At 42.4% G+C, this 25,483-nt stretch carries 20 protein-coding genes; 10 read left to right on the top strand and 10 right to left on the bottom strand.

The window, feature by feature from the left end; all coding sequences use genetic code 11:
* Nucleotides 1–193 precede the first annotated feature (193 nt).
* From CWC02_RS17630 to CWC02_RS17620, 3 genes are read left to right on the top strand one after another with little or no spacing between them, the layout of a single operon-like run.
* Complete coding sequence (locus tag CWC02_RS17630) at nucleotides 194–826, top strand: PepSY-associated TM helix domain-containing protein (RefSeq protein WP_138599106.1); 633 nt, start codon at nucleotides 194–196, stop codon at nucleotides 824–826.
* Nucleotides 826–1,326 (top strand): DUF2271 domain-containing protein, encoded by a 501-nt coding sequence (locus tag CWC02_RS17625; RefSeq protein ID WP_138599107.1) that lies wholly within the window; start codon nucleotides 826–828, stop codon nucleotides 1,324–1,326. The genes CWC02_RS17630 and CWC02_RS17625 overlap by 1 nt, the downstream gene beginning before the upstream one ends.
* A 9-nt stretch (nucleotides 1,327–1,335) precedes the next feature.
* On the top strand, nucleotides 1,336–2,178 hold the full coding sequence (locus CWC02_RS17620) for a DUF4198 domain-containing protein (protein WP_138599108.1): 843 nt from the start codon (nucleotides 1,336–1,338) through the stop codon (nucleotides 2,176–2,178).
* Nucleotides 2,179–2,204: 26 nt separating this feature from the next.
* Here CWC02_RS17620 and CWC02_RS17615 read toward each other — a convergent pair whose 3' ends face one another.
* A complete protein-coding gene (locus CWC02_RS17615) occupies nucleotides 2,205–2,741 on the bottom strand; it encodes a hypothetical protein (protein WP_138619609.1) in 537 nt (178 codons plus the stop codon).
* 128 nt (nucleotides 2,742–2,869) lie between these two features.
* On the opposite strand from CWC02_RS17615, the gene CWC02_RS17610 reads away from it, so the two are divergent.
* From CWC02_RS17610 to CWC02_RS17600, 3 genes are read left to right on the top strand one after another with little or no spacing between them, the layout of a single operon-like run.
* Entirely contained in the window at nucleotides 2,870–3,295 is a 426-nt protein-coding gene (locus tag CWC02_RS17610; protein ID WP_054552291.1) for a DoxX family protein, read from the top strand.
* A 60-nt stretch (nucleotides 3,296–3,355) separates the two neighbouring features.
* A complete protein-coding gene (locus CWC02_RS17605) occupies nucleotides 3,356–4,222 on the top strand; it encodes a pirin family protein (RefSeq protein WP_138619608.1) in 867 nt (288 codons plus the stop codon).
* A 54-nt stretch (nucleotides 4,223–4,276) separates the two neighbouring features.
* Nucleotides 4,277–5,164 carry a LysR family transcriptional regulator gene (locus tag CWC02_RS17600; RefSeq protein ID WP_138619607.1) on the top strand — a complete coding sequence of 296 codons (888 nt, stop codon included), beginning with the start codon at nucleotides 4,277–4,279 and terminating at the stop codon, nucleotides 5,162–5,164.
* Here CWC02_RS17600 and CWC02_RS17595 read toward each other — a convergent pair.
* The 4 genes from CWC02_RS17595 to CWC02_RS17580 form a co-directional block, all read right to left on the bottom strand.
* Complete coding sequence (locus CWC02_RS17595; RefSeq protein ID WP_249364131.1) at nucleotides 5,159–6,043, bottom strand: SMP-30/gluconolactonase/LRE family protein; 885 nt, start codon at nucleotides 6,041–6,043, stop codon at nucleotides 5,159–5,161. The genes CWC02_RS17600 and CWC02_RS17595 overlap by 6 nt on opposite strands.
* Nucleotides 6,044–6,070: 27 nt before the next feature.
* A complete protein-coding gene (locus CWC02_RS17590) occupies nucleotides 6,071–6,778 on the bottom strand; it encodes a sulfite exporter TauE/SafE family protein (RefSeq protein WP_138619606.1) in 708 nt (235 codons plus the stop codon).
* A gap of 128 nt (nucleotides 6,779–6,906) precedes the next feature.
* Nucleotides 6,907–7,686, bottom strand: coding sequence for an SDR family NAD(P)-dependent oxidoreductase (locus tag CWC02_RS17585; RefSeq protein ID WP_138599112.1), 780 nt, complete (start codon nucleotides 7,684–7,686; stop codon nucleotides 6,907–6,909).
* Nucleotides 7,687–7,731: 45 nt separating this feature from the next.
* Nucleotides 7,732–8,454, bottom strand: a complete 723-nt coding sequence (locus CWC02_RS17580) for a FadR/GntR family transcriptional regulator (protein ID WP_054552285.1) — start codon at nucleotides 8,452–8,454, stop codon at nucleotides 7,732–7,734.
* A 261-nt stretch (nucleotides 8,455–8,715) separates the two neighbouring features.
* Between CWC02_RS17580 and CWC02_RS17575 the strand changes: the two genes are divergently transcribed.
* The gene (locus CWC02_RS17575; RefSeq protein ID WP_055020596.1) at nucleotides 8,716–10,344 is read left to right on the top strand and encodes a sodium:solute symporter; all 1,629 of its coding nucleotides are present in this window, start codon (nucleotides 8,716–8,718) and stop codon (nucleotides 10,342–10,344) included.
* A 43-nt stretch (nucleotides 10,345–10,387) separates the two neighbouring features.
* On the opposite strand, the gene CWC02_RS17570 is transcribed toward CWC02_RS17575, so the two are convergent.
* Nucleotides 10,388–11,416: a glycoside hydrolase family 43 protein gene (locus CWC02_RS17570; protein ID WP_138619605.1), complete on the bottom strand. Its 1,029-nt coding sequence runs from the start codon at nucleotides 11,414–11,416 to the stop codon at nucleotides 10,388–10,390.
* A gap of 103 nt (nucleotides 11,417–11,519) precedes the next feature.
* On the opposite strand from CWC02_RS17570, the gene CWC02_RS17565 reads away from it, so the two are divergent.
* Entirely contained in the window at nucleotides 11,520–12,524 is a 1,005-nt protein-coding gene (locus tag CWC02_RS17565) for an arabinan endo-1,5-alpha-L-arabinosidase (RefSeq protein WP_054552282.1), read from the top strand.
* Nucleotides 12,525–12,607: 83 nt separating this feature from the next.
* On the opposite strand, the gene CWC02_RS17560 is transcribed toward CWC02_RS17565, so the two are convergent.
* The 4 genes from CWC02_RS17560 to CWC02_RS17545 form a co-directional block, all read right to left on the bottom strand.
* Complete coding sequence (locus CWC02_RS17560) at nucleotides 12,608–13,033, bottom strand: FKBP-type peptidyl-prolyl cis-trans isomerase (RefSeq protein WP_138619604.1); 426 nt, start codon at nucleotides 13,031–13,033, stop codon at nucleotides 12,608–12,610.
* A 10-nt stretch (nucleotides 13,034–13,043) separates the two neighbouring features.
* Nucleotides 13,044–15,488: a glycoside hydrolase family 127 protein gene (locus tag CWC02_RS17555; protein ID WP_138619603.1), complete on the bottom strand. Its 2,445-nt coding sequence runs from the start codon at nucleotides 15,486–15,488 to the stop codon at nucleotides 13,044–13,046.
* A 77-nt stretch (nucleotides 15,489–15,565) separates the two neighbouring features.
* Nucleotides 15,566–16,903, bottom strand: coding sequence for an MFS transporter (locus CWC02_RS17550; RefSeq protein ID WP_054562984.1), 1,338 nt, complete (start codon nucleotides 16,901–16,903; stop codon nucleotides 15,566–15,568).
* 272 nt (nucleotides 16,904–17,175) lie between these two features.
* Nucleotides 17,176–19,992 carry a TonB-dependent receptor gene (locus CWC02_RS17545; protein ID WP_138619602.1) on the bottom strand — a complete coding sequence of 939 codons (2,817 nt, stop codon included), beginning with the start codon at nucleotides 19,990–19,992 and terminating at the stop codon, nucleotides 17,176–17,178.
* A 599-nt stretch (nucleotides 19,993–20,591) separates the two neighbouring features.
* Between CWC02_RS17545 and CWC02_RS17540 the strand changes: the two genes are divergently transcribed.
* Nucleotides 20,592–21,554, top strand: coding sequence for a glycoside hydrolase family 43 protein (locus CWC02_RS17540; protein WP_138599117.1), 963 nt, complete (start codon nucleotides 20,592–20,594; stop codon nucleotides 21,552–21,554).
* Between the two features lie 355 nt (nucleotides 21,555–21,909).
* Nucleotides 21,910–25,359 (top strand): LamG-like jellyroll fold domain-containing protein, encoded by a 3,450-nt coding sequence (locus CWC02_RS17535; RefSeq protein ID WP_138619601.1) that lies wholly within the window; start codon nucleotides 21,910–21,912, stop codon nucleotides 25,357–25,359.
* Nucleotides 25,360–25,483 lie beyond the last annotated feature (124 nt).

Below are 25,483 nucleotides of genomic sequence, written 5' to 3'. Positions count from 1 at the left end.
ACCCTAATTCAAGTTAATATAACCACACAGATGCGCTTGATGTTGCTTGCCTGTTTTCTCAGCTCGCAGCTAGCAGTTATGGCTTATCTCGCTATTCATTTCTAGCACAAAGAAATGTAAAGAACGTAAACCTGCTTGTTATCAGTAATACAAATCATTATCATATTTGTATCTTTAACGAATAAACCGCATTATGTTCTCATTTAACAAACGCAACTTTTATAGCGTTAGCCGTGCCTTACATATATACCTTTCAACGGCCTTATTCTTTTTACTTATTTTATTTTGTGTCAGCGGCATCATCCTTAACCACGTTAGTTGGCTCGAAAATGATAAACATAATGGTCAGAACCAACTACTTGTTTCTGCTGAGTTATTTGAAAAAGCGCAAACAAACCTCGACACATTGCCAAGCCTTTACCCTGAAATAGAGCAATACATGCAACAGCAGTTTTCACTCAGCAATGTAAAAAGTATTGAGTGGGAAAAAGAAGATGCCTTGGTGATGCTCGACTACCCGCTTCCGGCTGGCTTTGCCTACGCCGAAATCGATTTTCAAACCGGTGAACTTAATATTGATTATCAAACCGGTGGCTTTATGAGTCTAATTGGCGACTTACACAAAGGCCGCCATACAGGTGAAGCATGGAGCTGGGTGATTGATATTTCAGCTGTTTTGATGATTCTGTTTGCTATTACCGGGTTATTTATCCTCTTTCAAAACCGTAAAAAACGTGCCGCAGGTCTATGGTTAACGCTTCTTGGTGTTGCCACGCCTTTGGTTATTTATCTAGTTTGGGTGCCTCAACTTAAAGGAGTATCTTAATGAAACAAGCCCACTTACTCGTTGCTCTACTAATTAGCTGTTTATTCAGCCCTCTGAGCTTTGCAAAAGATCCCAACCTCACCGTTGAATTTACCTTACCTGAGCTAGATGTTTCTCCATATCATCGCCCTTACGTGGCGTTATGGCTAGAAACACCTGAACGTAAACACGTTACCACGATTGCACTTTGGGTCGAAAAAGCTGAATGGTTTAAAGACTTACGTCAGTGGTGGCGAAAAGCCGGTCGTAGCAACGACAACTTTGATGGTGTGACAGGTGCAACAAAACGCCCAGGTACTTATACGATTGAATGGCAAGGTAAAGATTTAAAAGGTAATCCAGTTAAACCTGGCAGCTACCTACTTAATGTTGAAGTTGTACGTGAAGAAGGTGGCCGAGATTACACCCGCGTTGAAATCGACTTAACAAAAGACGGCAAAGTCACAATTAAAGGCGAAAAAGAGTTCGCGACTAGCTTTGTTACCATTACCAGTAATTAAGGACAAACAATGAAATTAAAATTATTAAAAACAGCGCTGATCGGCGCTGTGACCTTCACAGCACTTGCATCTGGCTACGCACAAGCACATGCCCGTTGGTTAATGCCATCTCACACTTCTTTATCTGGTGAGAAAACTCACTACGTGATGATCGATGCCAGTATTTCTAATGAGTTATTTAGCCCAGATAAAGCATACCGCCCAAAACAAAAAGGCGCAGAGTATGACGACAACTTATTAGTTGCCCTTGCACCAAATGGTAAGCCGGTCGAAGAAACGATTCGCGCATACTATTTAAAACGCAAAAACTCAGCGGCAGTGAGCTTAACGCAAGACGGTACTTACCACATTGCTATGCAGCAAAAACCAATGCTAATGACTTTCTATAAAGACAAAGATGGCAATCGCGGCCGTGTGTTCGCAGGTAAAAAAGAAGCAGACCTACCAGCAGGCGCAACCGACGTGCGCACTGTAAAATCAATCGCAACTGTTGATACTTTTGTCAGCCGTAATGGTACTTCTAAGCCAACATTACTTGGTCAAGGCTTAGAAATTTCAGGCCCTACTCACCCGAACGATCTATTTGCTGGTGAAGAAGCTAAGTTCCAATTATTAATGGATGGCAAACCAGCTGCCGACGTTGAGCTTGCGATTGTTCGTGGTAGTGCACGCTACCGCAACGAGCGTGACGAAGTGAAAGTAACAACCGATAAAAAAGGCTTCTTTACGGTGACATTTGCTCACGCCGATATGTATCTAATTGAAGCATCAGTTGATCAAAAACCAACAGAGGCCGATATCGATAACGTACGCTACTCATTATTCACAACACTTGAAGTAGCGCCTGAATAATAAGCTGATTAGGCCTCAATAAAGGCCTAATTCAACTTTCGAGGAAGACTGTAGTCAACCGTGTGATCGCAGCTACCGTCTTTCTCGCAATCATTTACCCCATCACCATCGACATCCCAGCTTGGGTGCATGCCTTTTAATGTACTTTTTACGACGCTAATATCTGCTGTAAATTCACTTTGCTCATCACGGCGCGCAGCATTGCGCATTAGAAACACCCGAATCACATAATCGCCATTATCAGGAATTTTAATCTCGGCATCGTCACCTTTTGCTGGGCCTACAAACAAAGCTGTTGGGTTGCCTTGTGGTAAAATATTAAAGTAGTTGCTTGAATTTGATGGAGCAAAATCAACCGTTAAAGTAGTGCCTTTATTAAGGTTAATTTGATATTCCAGCAACTCATAACCTTTGATTGCGTCTTTAACTTGCCAGCTTTGCTGCACAGCAATATCTGAAGCTAGCAACTCATAATGACGACTATTTGGTAAATTTTGTTCAGCAAACACCAAGCTACTTTTAGCCACCGAAAAACAAAACCCTATTAATAACAACAACTTCATATTTTACCTCCTTTTAAATTCTCTTTTACAGAATGATAAACGCTAATTTTACAATTTTTAATTCTTTTAAAGTGAACCTATAGTTACTCCATCGCAGACACACTGCTCAACTAAACAGGATACCTACTATGAAACTTTTTACTTTAATCTCAGCTCAACCACACTTACAAAATATTAGCACTTTATTGGCGCGTATTGGTTTATCGGCCATCTTTTTACTAACTGGCTTTAGCAAAATAGAATTCTTTGATGCAACTGCACAGTACATGGCATCAGTAGGTTTACCAGAGTTCTTACTGCCGTTTGTGATTGCTTTTGAAATTGTTGGCGGGTTATTTATTTTACTAGGGTTTTTAACACAACTAACCGCTATCGCTTTTGCTGGTTTCAGCTTAGTCAGCGCTTTGCTATTCCACTTTCAACTTGATGATCAAATGCAATTTTTAATGTTCTACAAAAACATTGCGATGGCAGGCGGCTTTTTAGCATTAGCCAGTGTTGGTGCAGGCAAAATCAGCCTAGATCAACTAGTGTTAAAACGTAGTCAGGCGTAATATTTCTACCAGCCAATGACCTAAGTTGTTGGCTGAATTTGTTTTTAAGGGAGCGCGAAAATGGCAACGTTATTAACAGCAACCAGCCACGATATTGGTGGGCTCGATGTAAAACGCATCTTGCCGCATTTTGACAAAAAAATGGTTGGCCCATTTATCTTTTTTGACCACATGGGGCCAAACCACTTTCCTCGCGGTGAAGGCATAAATGTGAGGCCTCACCCTCATATTGGCCTATCAACGCTCACTTATTTATTTACTGGCAGTATTTACCATCGCGATTCGCTAGGTAATAGCCTGCAAATAGAACCCGGCGATGTTAACTGGATGACCGCAGGTCGCGGTATAGTGCACTCAGAAAGAGAAAGCCTTGAAGTGCGGGCGAGCGAGCACGACATTAATGGTCTGCAATGCTGGGTTGCTTTACCTGAGAGTATGACCGAAATAGCACCGCGTTTTGAACATATCAAAAAACAGCAATTGCCTGAGAAAATCGAAAAAGGCGTGCTGATGCGACTCATTGTCGGTGATGCCTATGGCTTAAGCTCCCCAGTGAAAAACTACTCACCGATGTTTTATGTCGATACAGTCGCCGAGCAAGGTAGTCATATTACTAAACCGCACCCTCATCATGAAACCGCCGTGTATGTTATTTACGGTGAAATTAGTGTGGGTGATACTCGCTATACCCAAGGCGACTTTGTGCTACTTGATGACAGCGAACACGAAATAACGACTCTAATGCACAGCCGCTTTATTTTACTCGGTGGCAGTAAATTCAATAAAGTCCCGTATTTACACTGGAATTTTGTTGCTTACAGCAAAGAGCGCATCGAGCAAGCAAAACAAGATTGGCAAGCACAGCGTTTTGCTAAAATCCCCGGTGATGAGCTTGAGTATATTGAGTTGCCCTCACCTAAAAAGTAAACTTTATCAGCATTTACAGGTACTATTAGGTAGTTAAGTAAGCAAAGGAACATCATGCTAAGAATTACGCTAGAACAGTGGCGCATGTTTCGTGCTGTTGTTGAATTTGGAGGCTTTAACCAAGCCTCACAAGGTATTCATAAAAGCCAATCGAGTATTCATAACGCAGTTGGCAAAATTGAATCTGCGCTCGATGTAAAATTATTTAGTATTCAAGGCCGTAAAACCGTGCTCACTGAAGCCGGCGAGATGATGCTACGGCGCGCCAATTACTTACTCGATGAAGCCGCTAAAGTTGAGGCCATTGGGCAAACTTTGGGTGAAGGTATCGAAAGTAAGTTACGCATTGCCGTTGATGCTATTTTCCCACAGCAACTGCTTTATAAGGTACTTAACGACACTTCATCGCAATACCCGCAGCTGCGTATTGAGCTGCATGAGTCTGTACTAATGGGGGGCAATGAACTGCTCGAAAACGATCAGGTTGATATTGCTATTACCGGCTTTCCAATTGCGGCAAGCTTTCACGAAGAGTTATGTGATATCGAGTTTATTGCCGTCGCCCACCCAGATCATCCCTTGCATGCGATAGAGCGTGAAATTACTCTCGAAGATTTAAAATCACACCGCCAAATTGTTGTTCGCGATTCAGCGAATAAGCACAAACAAGATGGTGGCTGGTTAGGTGCCGATCAGCGCTGGACCGTCACTCATATGCGCACTTCGATTGATATGATCAGTAATGGATTGGGCTTTGCGTGGTTACCAAAAGTCGCGATAGAAACACAACTTGCGACAGGGCAAATGAAAGCACTTAATTTAACTCATAACAGCAGTCGCAGCGCTAAGTTACATTTGCTCTTTAAAGACGGTGACAAACTGGGTCCTGCAGCACGCTCGTTTATTGGCGAGTTGCGTTATCAAGTAATGAAAAACCTATAGCTTCAAGGGCGTTTCAGCAATACCTTTAACGCCCGGCTCAAGAATAAACACGCCACCACTGTGCGGGTAATCAGCGAGTACTGAGTCTTCGAGCCCTACTGCCGCTGTTGTCACCGCCAGATGCGTGAGCTCTTCACCTACAAATGCGACACTCGTAACACGCGGTGCGGGTAAGCGAATAAACTGTACTTGCTCACCGTTTGGAGCAAAACGATACACGCCATAACCATTCCATGCAGCAACCCACAGATGATCTTCGCTATCAACAGTCATGCCATCAGGAAAACCCATATTGTCAGTAAAGCGAATAAACTCGTGTTTATCAGCAAGCTCGCCATGCTCATTCAGAGTAAAGCGGTAGATTGTTTGTTTATCTGAGTCTGTAGAATATAAAAACTGACCATTTTTACTTACCGCAGGGCCATTACTAATTGTGTAGTCATGATCAACCGCTGTCGGAGCCTGACCATGACCAAAACGGTATAACTTGCCACTATCGGTTTGCTCTTGAGAGTCCATTGAGCCAAAAAAGGCAAAGCCTTGGCGAGACGTTTTACCATCGTTTAAGCGGTTTTGTGAGGGTTCGTGATCGATTGAGTAAAGAAGTTCGCGGCTAAAGTCTTCACTATTGAGCTTATAAATGCCTTTGGCAAAGCCTGCGATTAATTCAGCTTGCTCGGTTTCCATCACCCAGCAAATCGGTTCTGGCATAGTAAACTGGCTAACTCGCATCGATTGACACTGCAAACGAAACAAACGCTGCCCTAAAATATCGACCCAAAATAAACAGTTATGTGCCTTAGCAAAATAGGCACCTTCGCCCAATTGGCATTGGCTAGAAATGATTATTTTAATGGTGTCATCGAGCATTGGCTTCATTACACAAAAAGCTGAACTATTCTCATTCTATCTGTGTATGAAAATAAGTGCTAGACCAGATAAACCCGCAACCAGCAAGATGATGCCGCGAATGGCCTTTTCATTGAGGTTATTGTTGATCACAAACGATAAGCCCCAGCCAATTAAAATGGCGGGTAAGCAAAAAAAGAACAGCTTTACATCGGCCATATCAGCAGAGCCTGTTAGCATCAATACAATAATGCCAAATAAGTTTATAAATACAAAAAAGGCACTTAGGTTTGCTTTAATTTTGTCTTTATCTTCAGCTTGATAGAGTAGCCCCATTGGCGCGCCACCGGCTGACGTTGTGGTACCTAAAAAGCCTGACGACATTGACGCAAGTAAGCTTGTAATAGTGGAAATTTTCGGTTTCATACCTATGATAGACAACGCCACCACTATCAAAATACTCACTCCTAGCAAGAGTTGATACTGCTTCGCATTGACATACCACATCACCACAGCAGCAAGAATAACTCCCACTGCACCACCAATAATGGAAATGCCCGTCTGTTTCATGTCTATCGCACCGCGGTGTTTAATCATTAACACCGACGTTAAAAACAGCGCATTCAAAATCATTGGCCCAGGCACCAGCTCTGGCATAAGCCAGTAAAGCACAGGCACACATAGCATGCCTAAACCAAAGCCAATAACACTTTGCAGGCAAGCGCCAATAATCAGAATTAAATAAACAAGTACAAAGTCGGTCAAACTTTCTTACCACCTTCCTAACTATTAGATTCAAATGTTTAAAATAATTATTTATTATTATAGTACTATTTGGATCGTGTAAAATTTTTTCTTTGGTTTAATTTAACTTAAAGCAACTAACAATTTAATTAAGTCCAACCTGCATCCACTATCAGTGATTGTGCTGTCATCATGCGGCTGTCATCAGCAGCTAAAAATAACGCGGCATTCACTATATGGTCTGGTTGTATTGTTTCGTTAATACACTGACTTAAACGAACATCTTCAATCATTTCTGGGGTTAGCCAATGAGTCATTTGGCGCTCTGTCATCACCCAACCCGGAACCAGTGAATTCACACGAATATTGTCTTTACCGTATGAAGCAGCTAATGAACGGGTTAAACCTTCAATTCCCGCTTTTGCGGTTGTGTAGGCTGGCATGCCTGTTTGCTTAATACGCCAACTTACCGACCCCATATTGATAATGCTACCGCCGCCCAAGCGCTGCATGTGTTCAACTACAGCTTGCGATGAAAAGAAACACGGGCGCAAGTTAACAGCAAACTTATCTTCCCAATATTTCACATCCATATTCTCAGCGGCATGGCGGGTGTCATCGGCTGCGTTATTAATTAACACACCAATGTCACCCTGTTGCTGACGCGTTTGCTCAATGGCCGCTTTTAAGGCTTCTACATCACGAATATCGCAATGGATAAACTGCGGGTCAAACTCATATTTACCCGCTAATTTAGCGCATAACGCATCGCTTTGCTCAGTTGCAATATCAACAAAGGTGACTTTCGCGCCCTGCTCGCAGAACCGCGTTACCATTACTTCACCAATTCCCGATGCACCACCAGTAATAAACACACTCTTACCAGCAAGGCTTGGGTAAACTGTTTTTAGCTCGTTTGAATTTGGCATGATAACCTTTTGTTTTAAAGTAATTACAACGTCAAGAAGCGATACTTATTGAGCCGCTTCTTTGTCGGCGATTTCTTTTTCAATAAACGCCATTGCTTCATCAATCATGTACGTCATCATGTTTTTAGCACGCTCAGGGTCGCCGCTTGCAATCGCGTTATACACTTTAAAGTGCTCTTCAGCGATCGCCTTTTTATTGCCCTTAGCAGGTGTAGTATGTTGAATACTCACGTGTAATGCGGTGCGAATGAAATCACGTAATTGATAGAAAAAACGGTTACCACTGGCATGTAAAATTGCTGTGTGGAAGGCAAGATCTGGCTCATGCATTACGCCTTCTGGCTCTTCTGCTGCCGCTTGCATTTTATCGAGTGCCATTTTAATTTCTGCAATGGCTGCTTGGTCGCCTTTTCTTGCTGCAAGTGCTGCTGCTTGTGGCTCAATCGCCAAGCGCACTTGTAGAAATTCTTTAAGTACGTAAAGTGATGGGCTGCTTTCTAACAACCATTTTAATACGCTTGTGTCGTATAAGTTCCAGTTCTCCGCCGACTCAACACGAATACCTTGTCGTGGACGAGAAGAAATCAGTCCTTTTGCAGCAAGCATTTTCACTGCTTCACGAACAGCTGTGCGGCTAATACCATACACTTCACAAAGTTGTGCTTCGGTTGGTAGCCCCGTTTCAGTGTTATAATCACCAACAATTATTGCTTTACCAAGCTCATTGGTAACTTGTTGTGATAGGTTTAAATTTTCTAAACGCGCCATGTGTGTTCCTCAAAAGATCTGAGTAATATGATACATCTATAAAGCTATTCCGTCATCCTGGAAATAATTGATTAAAATCAATAACAAGCAAAAAACAGCCTAATACAAGTGTCTATATTTCAAACAATACAGTCACCATTTTACCTACAGACTGTCACCTTATTTTAACAAATCTCTTTCACTTACCTTATTTATAATATAATATTTTTATTCAACAACTAAAAAAGCAAAATTCTCTTTCAAAATTAGGTGGAACACACGATGGTCGAACTAAGTACCTTAGACTGGGCAGTGCTAGCAGGATTTTTTGTCCTGTTACTAGGCGTTGTCGTGATGTCTATGCGACAAAAAGAAGAAGACACCGCTGATTACTTTTTAGCGGGTCGTAATGCAAGTTGGTTAGTGATTGGTGCCTCTATTTTCGCATCGAACATTGGCTCGGAACATTTAGTGGGCCTTTCAGGTTCAGGCGCACAATCGGGTATGGCACTGGCTCACTGGGAAATGCAATCGTGGATCATTCTACTACTCGGTTGGATTTTCGTGCCTTTCTATTGGAGTAGTAAAGTCTACACCATGCCTGAATTCTTAGAGCGCCGTTTTAACTCTAAATCACGTACCTTCTTATCTGTTATCTCATTGATTAGTTATGTATTAACCAAGGTTGCGGTAACTGTTTATGCCGGCGGTATCGCATTTAAAACAATCTTAGGTATCGAGAGCATTTGGGGCATCGACTTCTTCTGGATTTCAGCTATTGGCCTAGTGGTTATCACCGGTATTTATACGGTACTTGGCGGTATGAAAGCCATTATGTGGACCTCGGTGTTGCAGACCCCTGTACTCATTATTGGCTCCTTAGTCATATTAGTTGTTGGTCTAGATAAAGTAGGTGGCTGGGCAGAAGTTGAGCGTATCAACGATGCTAATATGCACCTTATTCGCAGTGCTTCAGATGCTGAGTTCCCATGGCCTGGCATTGTATTTGGTTCATTCATTATTGGTTTTTGGTATTGGTGTACCGACCAATACATCGTACAACGTGTTTTATCTGCAAAAGGCATTAAAGAAGCGCGTCGCGGTACCATGTTTGCTGGTTACTTAAAATTACTTCCTGTATTTATCTTCTTAGTACCAGGCATGATTGCATACGCATTGAATGTTAAAGGTATTATTAGCTATGAAAGTGCTGACCAAGCTTTCCCAACGTTAGTTGCTGAGCTATTACCAGCCGGCGTTAAGGGGATTGTAATTGGTGGTTTAGTAGCGGCTCTTATGAGCTCTTTAGCATCATTATTTAACTCATCAGCAACCTTATTTACCATTGATTTTTATAAGAAATTCAAACCTGAATCATCTGAGAAGCACCTTCTGAAAGTAGGCCGTATTGCCACTATCGTGATTGTTGTATTAGGTCTCTTATGGATACCCGTCATGAGCTTAATTGCCGATGTGCTTTATGAATATCTGCAAAGTGTGCAGTCTCTTATTGCACCAGGTATTGCTGCGGTATTTTTACTAGGTTTATGTAGTAAACGCATCACTCCAACAGCGGGTTTTGTGGGCTTAGTATCAGGTTTTGTGCTTGGTATGATCCGCTTAGTATTACTGCCATTTAAAGATGATTTAACAGGTTCATCATTTGCGTGGATCACCACAATGAACTGGTTATATTACTGTATTCTGCTATTTGTCGTGGTCGTTGCGATTATGATTGTGGTAAGTATTTTCACCAAACAAGCAGACGAAGAACAATTGAAAGGTCTTACTTTCTCAAGCCTAGATAAAGCAACTATGAAAGAAGTGGCTGCCGGCTTAGATAAGTGGGACTACATTCATACCGCGGGTATTATTGGTATTACTGCCTTTATTTACTACCGCTTCTGGTAATCGTTCGTTCCCAAAGTTGTAGGGCGCCAATTGGCGCCCTTTTTTAATCAGCGAGTTCTGGTGAAAACACTGGAAAACCGTTTTTATCCCACGTAATAATGCGTGCTCGCGCATGGCGATTTGGATCTGTGAGTGGTGTGCCTTTCAGCTCTTTATAGTCACGACTGTGATAAATCATTAAATCGGTTACCCCATCTTCAGCTTTTACAAAACTGTTGTGCCCTGGGCCAAAACGACCTAGCTCAACATTGGTGGTGAACACCGGCTCAGCCTTTTTATGCCAACTAGCAGGATCAAGCAAATCAGTATTCACATCTGCCCATAACAAGCCCATCGCATATCGATGATCGGTGGCACTGGCTGAATAAGTGACGAATATTTTATCGTCATGGGTGATGACTGCAGCACCTTCGTTCACCTTGTAGCCTTGCACTTCCCAATCAAGGGTTGGCTTAGTAATCGCGATAATGGGTTCTTTAATTGATGTTGGTGAGTCCATTTCAGCTAACCATAAAGCTGAGTTATAAGTTGCAGGCTGGTTCTGCTGCGCCCAAATCATGTAACGCTTCCCCTTGTGCGTAAAACTTGTGGCATCAAGCGAAAAACTATCAAGGTGGCTAGTTACTTGCCCCATTTCTTGCCACTCACCTTGCATCGGATTAGCACTGTCGTTTTTAAGTGCATACATACGAATACTAAACGGTTTTTCGATATCACCTGCGGCGAAATAGATATACCAACTGCCATCAATCTGATGTAGCTCAGGGGCCCAAATGTTGACACTCATTGGGCCTTTATCGCGCTTTTGCCAAATAACCTTCGGCTCAGCTAATTTTAAATCGTTTAAACGACAAGCTTGGCGTAGTTCAATTTCATCAAATTTCGGCGAACTACCTATAAACGTGTAACAGCCACTTTTATCATCGCGAACTAACCAAGGATCAGCACGTTTGAGTACAATGGGGTTATCAATTGGCGCTAAAGTCTTGCTACTATTAGCATCAGCAAAGGCTGACAATGGCGAGGCGCTTAACGCACTAAGAAGCGTTAGCCGAGATAATTTTTTGAGCATAATGTGTCCTGTATTTCGTCTCGATTTTATTGTTAATATTGTATTACATATTATATAGTAGCTGAATGAACACAAGAGTTAAAACAACAAAAGGTATTCAAGCATGAGACCCGTAAGTAAGGTGACACACGCAATGAAGTGGCTTTCAACAGGGCTACTTTTTTCTGCCGCAGCCGTATCTGCAAAGCAAGTTGAAGTTCACGACCCGGTAATGACCAAAGAAGGCGACACGTACTATGTATTTAGCACAGGCCCAGGCATTACCTATTATGAATCGAAAGATTTAACCAACTGGAAACTTACCGGCCGCGTTTTTAAAGATGAGCCAAGTTGGGCAAAGCGTATTTCACCAAGTTTTGATGGCCACTTATGGGCACCCGATGTGTACGAGAAAAACGGTAAGTTTTATCTTTATTACTCAGTCTCTGCATTTGGCAAAAACACCTCAGCAATTGGTGTAACGGTTAACGAAACCCTTGACCCATCATCACCTGATTACAAGTGGATTGATTACGGCATTGTGGTTGAATCTGTGCCTGAGCGTGACGATTGGAACGCTATCGACCCTGCCATTATCGAAGATGACAATGGTACACCGTGGATGAGCTTTGGTTCGTTCTGGGGTGGTCTTAAACTAGTACAACTTGATGATGACATGGTGCGCTTAGCAAAACCTGAAAAATGGCATCACATTGCGAGTCGCCCAAACACGGAACATGGCCCAATTGAAGCACCTTATATCTTTAAAAAGAACGACTATTACTACCTATTTGTTTCGTTTGATAAATGCTGCCGTGGCGTAGAGAGTACTTACAACGTGCGCGTAGGCCGCAGTAAAAACATCGAAGGCCCATACTTAGATCAACAAGGTCGCTCTATGGTTGATGGCGGTGGTAGTTTAGTTATTGAAGGTAATAAAGATTGGGCAGCCCTTGGTCATAATGCTGCGTACACCTTTGATGGCAAAGACTATTTAGTATTACACGCCTACGAAACAGCCGATAACGGCGTGCAAAAGCTACGTATTTTACCTATGAGTTGGAAAAACAATTGGCCGGTTGTTAACCCAGCCGACCTAAATAAGCTCAAAACCAAGCTTAAGAAGTAATTATTCAACACACAAAAAACCTGCAAAATTGCAGGTTTTTTATTTGCTTTAATGACCTCGTTTGAGGTTGAAAGTAGGTGTTATCAACTAAAATCAACCAAGGTAATATCAACAAGCATGGGGCTTTGGCAACCTTGCTGATGCTTTTCTTCAATAAATGCGCTGTACACATCACGCGCCAGATGTGCAGGTACAAGCACTTCAAAGCGACTGCCTTTATTCATTAATTGCAACACTTCTTGCAAGCCCACTATCGCCTCTGCAATTTCGTACTCTACAGCGACGCCTTGCTTGCGAGTATCAAATAACACCCGACCATTTGTAAGGGTAACGCGTTGATGCACAGTCACAGTAGCATCCCAACTAGGTTTATCCCCCTGACCTTGCTCAATCACTCGATAACCAAGCCCTGTGGGTGTTTGGTAAAAACTGTGTTGCTCAGCGCTGTTATCTAAAAGCGACGGTAAAACATGCTCTTTAGCCGTCGCAAACACATTGTTGCTTAACATAGCCAACTCTTTATTGTGCGTTGATTAAACGAATACCATAGATACCACCGGCAACAGAGTCTTTGTCGGCAGCAAAACGTAAAGTAAGCGTTTTCGACTTTTTCATTGCTTCTGTTAATGGGTAATCAATGGTGTAGAACTCATCCGTTGGTTTACCTACAGGCAAACTAACTCCAGCTAATTGCTCACCATTTAAATTAATTGAGAAATGACGATCTACATCGCCAATAAAATAGCGAACACGCAAAGCAACCGCTTTTTGTTCTGGGTTGCTAAGCTGATACTCAAACCAACCTGTCGCATCGCGCCAATGATGACCATTATTAACACCCGCACGGGTTCCTTCACCTTTAAAGTCGTGTTCGACTTCAGGTTGTTGCTCACCCGGCGTAATTTGATCAACGGTTAATAAACGAAGCTGCTCTTTCGCTTGCTCAGCCGCTTTTGCATCGGCAACAAATTGCGTGAACTCTGCTTCGCTTTGCTGAGGCCAATACACTTGATAGCGACTATCGTGTAAGCGGAAGAACGGAATTAGCTCTGTGCTCTTAGTGTTATCGATACCTTGCTTGGCAATCGCCACATTTTTATCGGCGATAAATGCGAGCTCTTGGCCCGGTTTACGAATAAGGTCGGCAATAAATTTTTCTGGCTCACTCAGCATGATTGGTAGAGCCTCTGGCGGACAAGTCGGCCCCGCGGCGATGTGGCCCATGCGGCTATTGTCAGCAACAAAGTTAAGCTGCTCATTTGCAAATGCTTGTACTTTAGTGGCCATTACAACAGGTCCGTACATCACCGAATAATAATGCTGACCATCAGGTAGCTGTTCAGTATAAAGCTTAGGACTAAGCTCAAAGGCAAGCTTATCACCGCTTTGCCATGCATAGCTGATGCTGTAGTAACCGTCTTTTTCGGTTGCGCTTACAGCTTGTCCATTTAAAGTAAAGCTCAGCTCACCTTGCTGCCAAGACGGTTTACGAATATGAATTACCGACTCAGTGCTTTGCCCCTCAGACAAACGATTCACGGTCAGTGAGACCTTGTTATCATCTGGGAATTGGCTTTCTTGCGTGATCTGTAAGCCCTGCTGTTGCCAGTTTAACGTGCTTGGAATAAACAAGTTTACCCATAGCTCTTTACCGGTATTGCTATAAATCAGCTCACCATATTTGCTGTGATTCTCAATACCTGAGCCTACACAACACCACATTGAATCTTGCACTGACGAATACATGCGGTAATGCCCAGGGCGCATTGAGGTAAAATAAACAAGACCACCATGCTCTGGGTGTTGTGACGATAAAATATGGTTATATATGGCGCGCTCATAATAGTCTAAATAACGCGTATCACCGGTTTTTAAGAACAATAACTTACTCAATTTCATCATGTTGTAAGTGTTGCAGGTTTCTGGGCCTTCAACATCTTCAACCATTGGCGTGAAGTCACTTTTATCATGAAAATGCTCACGTACCGAGTTACCGCCAATTGATACTGAGCGCTCTTGGCTGACTGTTTTCCAGAAAAAGTCAGCACCTTGCTGCCATGCTTTGTCATCGCTGGCATTTGCGACCTTCAACATACCAATAATTTTTGGAATTTGCGTATTGGCATGCAGGCCCGTTAACTTATCTTCTTTGTGTAATAAGGGTTCAATAATGATGTTATGAGAGAACTGACGGGCTAGTTTTAAGTAGCGCTCATCATCACTAATAAAGTACATATCAGCAAACACATCATTTAAGCCACCATGCTCTGAATACAGCATTTGTTGAACTTGTTCATCAGTTAGCTTGGCAGTGGTCGCTAAGAACCATTCACCTAGCTTAAATAGCATTTGTTTGGCTTTATCACTACCGGCTACGTCGTATGCATCACGCAAGCCATGGAAGATTTTATCTATGTTATACAGCGGCACCCAGCGGTCATTTAAGCTGAATAAATCAGCTTTGATTTCACCCTTTTCAATCTGCTGCCACATTTCATCGCCATTTGGGATACCGCCTAAGTAACCACCAGTGGCTTGTTGAGCGCGATCCAGCTCACTCAGCATATAATCTAAACGCTGCTTTAATTCTTCGTCACCTGTGGCTGCCCATGCAAGGCTCAGGGCTGAAAGATAATGACCGCCAATATGGCCATCAAGGCCAGTGCTTTCCCAGTTGCCATAGTTAGGCGCTTTTGGCTCAAGACCTGCTTCACGCAGATAAGGAGCAAGCAGCTGATCTGGATGAAGAGCTAATAAATAACGCACATTAGTTTGCTGTGCATGTAAAAACGGGCTGGCGCTTAAACTTACTTGGTTTAGGGCAAATAAATGTTGTTCGCTGGTATGTTCAGCATGCTCCACTGAAGCGGCTTGTTTACTGTCTGTTGGCAGCTCACTGCAACCGGTCACAGTTAATATTGCAGCGCAAACGCTTGCTAAATAGCTAACCTTGAATGTGTTCATACTGTTGTCTCCCAGCGAATTATTATTTTAAAGAGCAAAGCGCACACACTTAGTTAGTGTGTGCGTTTAAAGAGTGGTTATTTTGGTAGGCGCTTATGAATAACCATATCCGTATAGTACTCATCGGTAATTTTGTATTTTTTCAAAATCAGACCTAGTAAGGCGTGGAATACACCCGGAATGATAGTTAGCATCAGTGCTAAGCCCATAAGGGTAAATTCGGTTTGCTCAACGTTAGGCTTGTACTCAAAAAATGCCAATAATAAACCACCTGCTAAGCCCGCTAAACCGCCCCCAGCTTTTTGGCAGAATGAAATACCACCAAACGATAGGCCCGATGCACGAACGCCGTCTTTAATTTCACCGTAATCAACGGCTTCAGCAATGGCAGACCAGAATACTGGTGCATGTAAATCAACCACAAATGACAAGATGATATAAAGCACAAACGCCGTCATCACATCGCCAGGCTGCACTACAAAGTACATTAGTAATGAAATAAATAGTACAGCAATTTGTGATTGACGGAATAGCTTCATTTTACAGTAGCGCTGGGTGATCCACGTACTTGCCACCATTGAGACAATAGATGCTGCAATACCCGCACTGGTAAAGGCACCCGCTAAATCTGGTACACCTAAGTAATAGGTTGCGTAATACATAGCAACACTGCCACGAATCGCATAGCCAAGCGTACCAAGCACACATGCTGCACACAGGAGTAACCATTGGTCGTTTTTAATAAGTACTTTTAATTGTGTAAGTACACCTTCGGTTTGTGGCTCATGGGTAATACGTTCGCGAGTAGTAAAAAAGCAAAACAAAAATAGTGCTACGGCACAAGCCGATACTAATGCCATTGCCAGTTTATAACCATACGACAAGCTGCCATCTCCCCAATATGAGGCAAGCAGCGGTACTGAAAATACGATCACCACATTGGCAATCTTAGCGAAGAACATACGGTAGCCATTAGCTGACAAACGCTCTTTAGGATCGGCAGTTAATACACCAATGTAAGAGATATAAGGGATAGCAACACCGGTAAACATCAAGGTCGCAAACAAGTATGTGGCATAAGCCCAAGCTAACTTCATGTTGTAGTCGAAATCAGGCGTGGTAAATAACAGTACGACCGATAAACCATATGGCACAGATAAAAATAAGAACCAGTGACGGAACTGACCCCAACGGGTTTTCACTTTATCGGTGATCACCCCCATTAAAGGGTCGGTAAAGGCATCAACAAAACGCGCCACTAAGAACAACACACCCATATCAACCGGATCAAGCCCGTAGATATCGGTGTAAAAGAAAGACATAAAATAGAATAACGCTGCAACCATGACATTTACTGCCATGTCGCCGGCACCAAAGCCGACCTTTTCTACAACGGATAACTTTTGAGATTCCATACAACAACACCCTAATTGGTCAATAATGAGCCGCCGCTCACTATTTCAAGCAATGCTAAAAAGTTTTCAACACTGCGTATCAAATAAATTTACAGCCTTAGATATTACACAGCTTGGCCATTGCGTTCGTTATTTTTGTAAATTTAATGCTAATCTAATTAATAGTATTATCATACTTATTAAATCGCAACTCTTTTCGACCGATGGTTTGGTTTATAAAAACCAATAAAAAACCCCAGCAAAGCCGGGGTTTTTAGGTCTATAAAAGAAATTTAGAAAGAATAACGTGCACCAAGTGCGAATGTGCGTGAGTAGATACCGTTACCAAAGTTAAATAGGTTGTCGTTACCTTCACCGTAATAGCTTTGATATACGTCATCTAGGATGTTCGTTGCATCAAAAGTAACTACTAAATCATCATTCACATTGTAGCTAAATTGGAAATCTAAGCTTTGCTCAGGGCGATTCCAGAATTGAATCGGGTTAGCAAAGATTGCCGCTTCGTTACCTGTGTAGAACTCAGAACGCCATACATAAGATAAACGCATGTCGAATGAATCACGCTCGTAGATACCTACGATGCTGTATGATTCATCAGAAACACCTGCCATTTGCGAATCAACATACCCAGAGATTTCACCTAGCTCATTGAATTCAGGTGTATCTTGCTCTGAGTCAAGCATCGTGTAGCTTGCTTGCACACCAAAACCATTTAAGTACTCGGGTAGGTTTTCTGGGAAGTAAACTAAACCAACTTCTAAACCAGACAGTTCACCGTTTGAAGCATTCACTGGTGCACTTAATACATATGGGCGTGTTACGCCATCATCGCCTTCGCGCACAACTTGCTTACGACCCGCAACAACTAAGCCTTCAATTTCACGGTAAAAGTAAGCTGCGTAAAGTGAGCTTGTATCTGCGAAGTACCATTCAAGTGATACATCATAGTTCTTTGATTCTGTTGGTTTAAGATCTGGGTTACCACCATTACCTGTACCGTAGGTAGCACCTTCTGTTAAAGGATCATACCAGTATTGCAGCGCGTTTAAGTCAGCAAAGTTAGGCATACGTAGTGTTTCTGTGTACGCGACACGGCCCACTACATCATCAGTGATGTTCCAGTTTAGTACTAAGCTTGGTAGTAATGCGCTGCTATCAGCACTTGCTGAGCTTTCTTCAAATACATTTGAGTTCATACCGCCAGACTCAGCAACAAAGTCCATGTCTTGCTCATAGCTTACATAACGTAAACCAAACTCACCGCTGATATCTTCCGTTAAGAAAAAGTTAGTTGTTGCATATAGCGCGTACGAGTTTTCTTCGATATCAAATGTTTTGTATACGTCTTCAGCTTCAAGGCCATATACGCTACGGACAGCATCGCCGTTATCTAGCATGTAGCCACCGTCAGCAGTTACAAAGCTATTGAATACATCAGCACGGCCATCGAAATAGTCATCAACTTGGAACACAATGCCTGTACCATCGCCAGATGCCCCCGCCGCTGCTAGCTGTTCAATTAAGCTAGCCACTGAGGTGTTAGCAATACCAGCCTCTTGACCACGCGTGTACTCTTGCGCAGTTCGTTTTTCGTAACGACCGCCGAACTTCACTTTATCAAAATAAGTACCACCAATTAGGTATTCAGCATCAAATGTGAAAGTTAATGCGTCACCCGCGTTACCGCCGCCATTGTCATAAACAGTACCTGCATTCCAGTTTTCGATAGCAGCCATATCTGCTTCGTTTACCGCTGTGTTTGGATCATCCCAAAACGCAATACCTGGTACGCCGTCTTTATCGTTAAAGTCTACATCTAAGCCATATGCAGTGCGGTCAAAACGCATTGCGAAGAAATCTGTTTCGTACTCACTGTCTTGGTAAACAACTTCTGTGTTGATGGTTAGGTAATCGCTTGCTTGCCACTCGGCACCTAATGCATATAAGTAGCTATCTGTTTTACCATATGAAAAGTCACCACTTTGGAAACCGCCAGCACCAATCGCTTGCTTTTCTTTAACTACGTTAGTGCCATCAAACACCGTTGGTGTTTCGATGAAGCCGTTACCGTTTTCGAATGTATTTGAGAACCACATCGCGTTTTGCGATTCGTTTTCGTAACCTGTGTAGAAACCTTCAGCTGTGATTTCGAGTGTTTCATTAGGTGCCCACTGTAAAGAGACAGACGCAGCTGGACGCTTACGAAGACCAGTGAATGAAGTACCAAAAATAGCATCACGTGCAAGTAAGTATTCAGTTGGCTCACCATTTACGTCTAAAGTAGAACCTGCCGCAGTCGGTAGACCTAACTCAGTACCTTGAGTCCAAAATTCATTTGGTACACGTGAGTACGGTGAGTAGTTGTACTGTGGTTTATCAGTAAAGAATGGGAACGCTGCACCCGCTGTGATGGTGTCATCGCGGTAATGTGTTTCAGCATAAGAAATATTGAAAAGTGCGCCAAACTCACCAGCGCCGTCGATTTCCCAACGGTTAGAAAGTAACGCACTGATATTTGGATCAACTTCATCTGGTTGATCTGAGTAAATCGCACGTGCCGCTAAAACAACTTTTTCACCTTCGAAGTTGAAAGGACGGTGGGTTTTGATATCGATCGCACCTGCGATACCACGTTCAATTTGATCCGCCGAACGAGTTTTATAAACTGTTACACCCGAAAGTAAACTTGCAGGTATGTCTTGCAGCGCCACATCACGACCCGCACCTGTAAAGATAGCACGGCCATTCACTGTGGTATTAACATCAGTAAGACCACGGATTGAAACTGCACTTACTTCACCAGCACCACGGCCTGTTGTTTGTACACCTGTCACACGTTGTAGTGCTTCTACTACGTTGTTATCAGGGAATTTACCAATATCTTCAGCAACAATTGCATCCACGATTTGAACGCTTGCACGTTTTTCATCTAGCGCTTTGTTTAAACTGCCGCGAATACCTGATACTTGAATAACTTCCATCTCATCGACGTTATTCTCAGGAGTGTTTGGTGCTTCCTCCTGTGCAAAAGCAAATTGACAGGTAAATGCCATAACTACAGCACTGGCTATGTGTGTTCTTTTAAACATAAGCGGTGTTCTCCAAATTATAGTTATATCGGTCCGCTGAACTTTCCCCATTCAGTTACCGAAGAGTGACCACTGCATTGTGCATCGTGTGTTGTCAAAACGGTGCGCGAGTGTGTCTACATTTTATTATGTTAATACATTGCTGCCTGAACTTTAATCATATTGTATGATTATTTAACAGTCAACTCAAAAAGCCAAATTAAAATTAGTGCCATAGTGTTTACAAAAAACGTTGTAATTATAACACGTTACAAACTAAAAAAGGGCTGCGTTTTTATCTTGGGAATTTATGTAGACCCATTATTATCAGTCACTTAGCGTTTATTTGTTTGCTTGTTTTATTTGTCTTTTGTTCATCCAGAGCAACTAAAAAGGGCTAACAAGTTATTTACCTGGCGTTTTTTGGTGCTACTATGATAAAAATACAATAATACAATATAGAGTTATTTTTTGCTGCACTTTTACTGGTTTGTTTCGATGTAAACAATCAGTTACTCAGTATAATCAGGCATACACTGTGTATTATCTGGTCATTCAGAGCGAGCTCTAAGTACAAAAGCTGCAGTTCGAACAACAATTATTAGTCACAGAGGACACTCATGAAGAAATTGAAAGCGTTAGCGCTGCCATTGCTTTTTTCGAGCAGCTTAGCCGTTGCACAAAACCCATTATTCACCGATGTATTTACTGCAGATCCAGCAGCACTTGTTCACAATGACACCGTATACCTTTATACAGGTCATGATGAAGCACCTAATAATGATGTGTTTTTTGAAATGCACGACTGGTTAGTCTTTTCATCAACAGACATGGTGAACTGGAAAAAACACGGCCCAATCATGAAAGCAACCGACTTTAAGTGGGCTAAGGGCGAAGCATGGGCTTCACACATGATTGAGCGTGATGGCACTTTCTATTTCTTTACAACCGTTCGTCACAACGACACAAAACCAGGTTTTGCAATTGGTGTTGCGACGTCTAAATCACCAACAGGTCCATTTAAAGACGCGATTGGCCATGCATTGGTTACCGATGATATGACCAAGCATACGCCAAATGATTGGGACGACATCGACCCTGCTATTTATACAGAAGAAAACGGCGATACTTACATGTTCTTTGGTAACTTAATGCCAAAATACGTAAAGCTAAGCGACGACTTACTGTCTCTTGATGGTGAAATTAAAACGCTAGACTTGCCTAACTTTACGGAAGCGTTATGGGTTCATAAGAAAAACGACAACTACTATGTTTCGTACGCGTGTGAGTTCCCAGAGAAGATCTGTTATGCCATGAGTAAAAGTATTCACGGACCATGGGAATATAAAGGTATCTTGAATGAGATCGCAGGTAACAGCGAAACCAACCACCAATCAATCATCGAGTACAAAGGTAAAGACTACTTTATTTACCATACTGGTGCTGTACCACCGATTGATGGCAAACCAAGTGGCGGGCGTTTTCGTCGCTCAGTGGCGATTGAGCCACTTTACTACAACGAAGATGGCACACTTAAACGTATTATCATGACCACTGAAGGTCTAAGTAAACAAGACAAGTAATATCAAAAAGGGCTCTTTAAGAGCCCTTTTTAATGTTCAAATGTAATACAAATAAACAAATTTAACGGAAAATCCTCTCTTTCAGATAAGTAAAAAACTTCCCTAATAGCGCAAAAATACCGAAAAAAACGCCAAAAATGACAACTTGAGAAAATTAAAATCACACTGTACATATTGTAAACACTGATACTTCATGTTTACATACCAATTACCTTTGCAAAAGTATTTGCACATTTTAAATCATACTATAAAATTACAATACTACGTTCTTATTAGTTTGATATAGGCACGCGGCAATTTTATTGACAACAATCGAATAAAAAAAATGAATCCCAGTTTCAAGAGGACACATAAAATGAAATTAAATAAATTAGCCATGGTCATAGCCTGCTCTTTGGCTGTTACAGGTTGTGGCAAAGAAGATGGTACTAAGCTTGACACAGCACCAGCGGTTGCCGACCCGCAAAGTGCAAAACCGACAGTAAGCAGCAGTGTTGAATACACTGAATCAGGTAGCGTAATGGTTACCAATGTAAGCGTGCACGATCCTTCTGTCGTTAAAGTTGACGACACTTATTATATTTTTGGTTCACACCTTGCTGCCGCTAAATCAACTGATCTCTTGAACTGGGAAATGGTTTCCTCGCCTTCAGTAGTAAAAGTAGACGGGCAAGATGTATTACAGGTCAATGAAAGCCCGTTGTTTGATTACAATTACTTAGCAGAAATAGCCGAAGGCGTTGAGTGGACCGATGGTTACCCTAGTAACTGGGCAGCCGATGTAATTCAATCACCAAATGGTAAATTTTGGTTCTACTATAATAGCTGCGGACAAGACAATACCAAAACGACTGACATAACTAATGATCAAATTTGTTGGGATAGAGGTTATTTAGGATTAGCTGAAGCCGACAATATTGAAGGCCCTTATACAAACAAAGGCATTTTCTTACGTAGCGGCTATCGCAATGAAGCTGAGTTTGCTGCATACCCTCTAGATAACGGGCAAACGACCTATGATGGTGGCATAGATCCGAATGTGATCGACCCAGCGGCATTCTATGATACAGACGGCAAACTGTGGATGGTGTACGGTTCTCATCATGGTGGTATTTTTATACTGGCTATGGACGAAGAAGCGGGCATGCCAGAAGCTGGTCAAGGCTATGGAAAACACCTTCTTGGTGGTGCTGGGCGCTTCATCGAAGGTGCTTTCGTAATGTACAGTCCAGAAAGTGAATATTACTACTTATTTTATTCTACTGGTGGCCTTGACTTAAACGGTGGTTACAATATCCGTGTAGCTCGTTCAAAAACACCGGATGGCCCTTACCTAGACAACGCAGGTAACGATATTTCAACATTAGGCGGCTTAGAAGTTGGTGAAAAACTAATGGGCGGCTTTGAGTACACGCAAGAACTTGGCGAAACAGCACCTGCATGGGGCTACCAATCACCGGGCCATAACTCTGCTTACTACGATGAAGCGACAGGACGTCATTTATTAATCACGCATACGCGTTTTCCACAAACGTCTACTGAGTTCCCTGAAAATACAGAAGCACACCAAGTTCGCGTACATGAAATGTTCATTAACTCATTAGGTTGGCCTATGGCTTCACCGCAGCGCTACGTACCGCTTGAAGGCGACAACATGGTTGTGGCAGATGAACTTTACGGTTATTACAAATTTATCAATCATGGCACTGATGTAAATACAGATGCTATTCGTTCAATGCATATTGCACTAAATGAAGATCACTCAGTAACAGGTGATGATCCAGGTATCTGGTACATGATTGATGACTCAAATATTAAGCTTGAGTTAGATTCTGGTACGTACTTTGGTGTCGCTAAATGGCAATGGGATGATGCAACTAAAACGATGGTTGTCACTGTATCAGCAACATCAAGCGAAGGTGCAACCATTTGGGCAAGTAAACGTGATGAAATTACCGCAACTACAAACGTGCTGAGCACTGTTCAAGAAGCACTAGATATCAAAACTGAATTATCAATTGCTGACGAAGGTTACTCATTACCAACTAAAGGTAAAGACGGTGCTGTAATTAACTGGGAAAGTAGCGATGAATACTACATCACCAGTGAAGGCTCAGTATTCATTCCAACGCCAGATCGCGGTGATAAAGCGGTTACTTTAACGGCTAATATCTCTTTAAACGGTGAGAGCACAACCAAGACATTTAATGTAAACCTTGAAGCACGCCCTGAGTTTAAAAATGCGATTGCTCACTATGCATTTGAAGACTCACTAAGTGATAGTCTGGATAATCTTGATGATGCGGGTGTAACAGATAACAACCTACTAAATGTAGGTGCTGGTACAGCTGCATACGCAGAAGGTCAAACAGGTAAAGCATTTAACTTTGACGGTGCAACCGGCGTACGCTTACCTGATGAAATTATTAACTCTGACAGTTTTACAGTTTCTTTTTGGTCAAAACCAGACACTCTCAATCCTTACACACCACTATTCTTTGCAGCAGAAAATGTCAATCGTTGGATTAGCTACATACCTGCTGGAGCTGCTCATTTTACCGAAAATCCATTAATTTGGAGTTTTTATCTTGGTGATAATGGTGAAGAGCTATGGAATCAAATAGTCCATACGCAAAAAGCGACTCTAAGCGCATGGACTCATGTGGCTATTAGCTATGATGAAGGGGTTATGAACTATTACTCGAATGGGGTATTAGTTGGCTCTATGCCTCGCCCCGATATGTTCAGCCATGAATCTAGTAACTTTGCGCTGGGTGTGAACTACGGTTGGGACTTACCTTTCCAAGGTCAAATTGATGAATTCATTGTATATGACTATGCCTTGAATAGTTTTAATATTAATGCTGCAGCAATGACAAACCAAACCAACCCAGATAACTTCCCTGCATTCATAAAGAGTGCGCTTGATTTAGGTGATGTATCTGCAGTACGTGATAACTTTGAATTACCACGAGTAGGTCCATTTGTATCTGGTATTAGCTGGACGTCAAACAACGAAGAGTACTTAAAACCAGTTAATGGCACAGCTGTTGTGACACAACCAAGTGCGTCTGCTGGCGACCAAGTAGTGACATTAACTGCAACTATTAAGTACAAAGACTTTACGGATACTAAGTCATTCGATGTAACCTTAAAATCACTTGCACCTGCTGAATACAGCTTTGAAGGTGACCTAAGTGCATTAAACGGCGCATACGCGGCGGGTAAATCAACGGGGGGGTTCATCAATAATACTGGCGGTAGCGTAAGCTATGTTGACGGTGTAATTGGTCAAGCAGTATTCCTAGAAGGTTCAGGTGTTCGTTTACCGGATAACCTAATCACAACTAATGACTACTCAGTATCTATGTGGCTTAAACCAGAAAGCTTCACAGATTACACAACAGCGTTCTTTGCCGGCGCAAGTGCAAACGCATGGTTAAGTTATGTACCATCGATGGCTGACACAGCGCTAACGCGTTTATGGGCAAATAACGGTGCCTTCTTCGATAATGCAGAACTAGATAGCCGTATTCCTGCAAAAGAGTGGACACATGTTGCTTTCACTGTTGATGGTACAAACGGTGATGTACTGAAGATGTATGTTAACGGTGAACTACAGCTAGAAGCCGATGGCTTCCCACGTGTATTCACGGTTCCTGGTGAAACAAATGAGTTTGCTCTAGGTGTTAACTACTGGGATACGCCATACCACGGTGCTATCGATGAACTGAAAATTTTCAACGGTGCGATTAGCGCTGAAGAAATAAAAGCACTCTTTGATGCAGCACCTGCACAAGAGTAACAAAGTGAGGTGAGCTGCCTCACCTCAACTATTTGTTGTCTGAAAAGGCCGGGTGAAAACCCGGCTTTTTTCTAAAGCTTTAGTACCTTTTGCCGATACATACATATCATTCACTTTCATCGCT

It is taken from the genome of Pseudoalteromonas sp. S2721 (assembly GCF_005887425.1).
GTDB classification, from domain to species: domain Bacteria; phylum Pseudomonadota; class Gammaproteobacteria; order Enterobacterales; family Alteromonadaceae; genus Pseudoalteromonas; species Pseudoalteromonas simplex.
The sequence above is the reverse complement of the archived record's forward strand: the minus strand, read 5'-3'. Positions and strand labels throughout refer to the sequence as shown.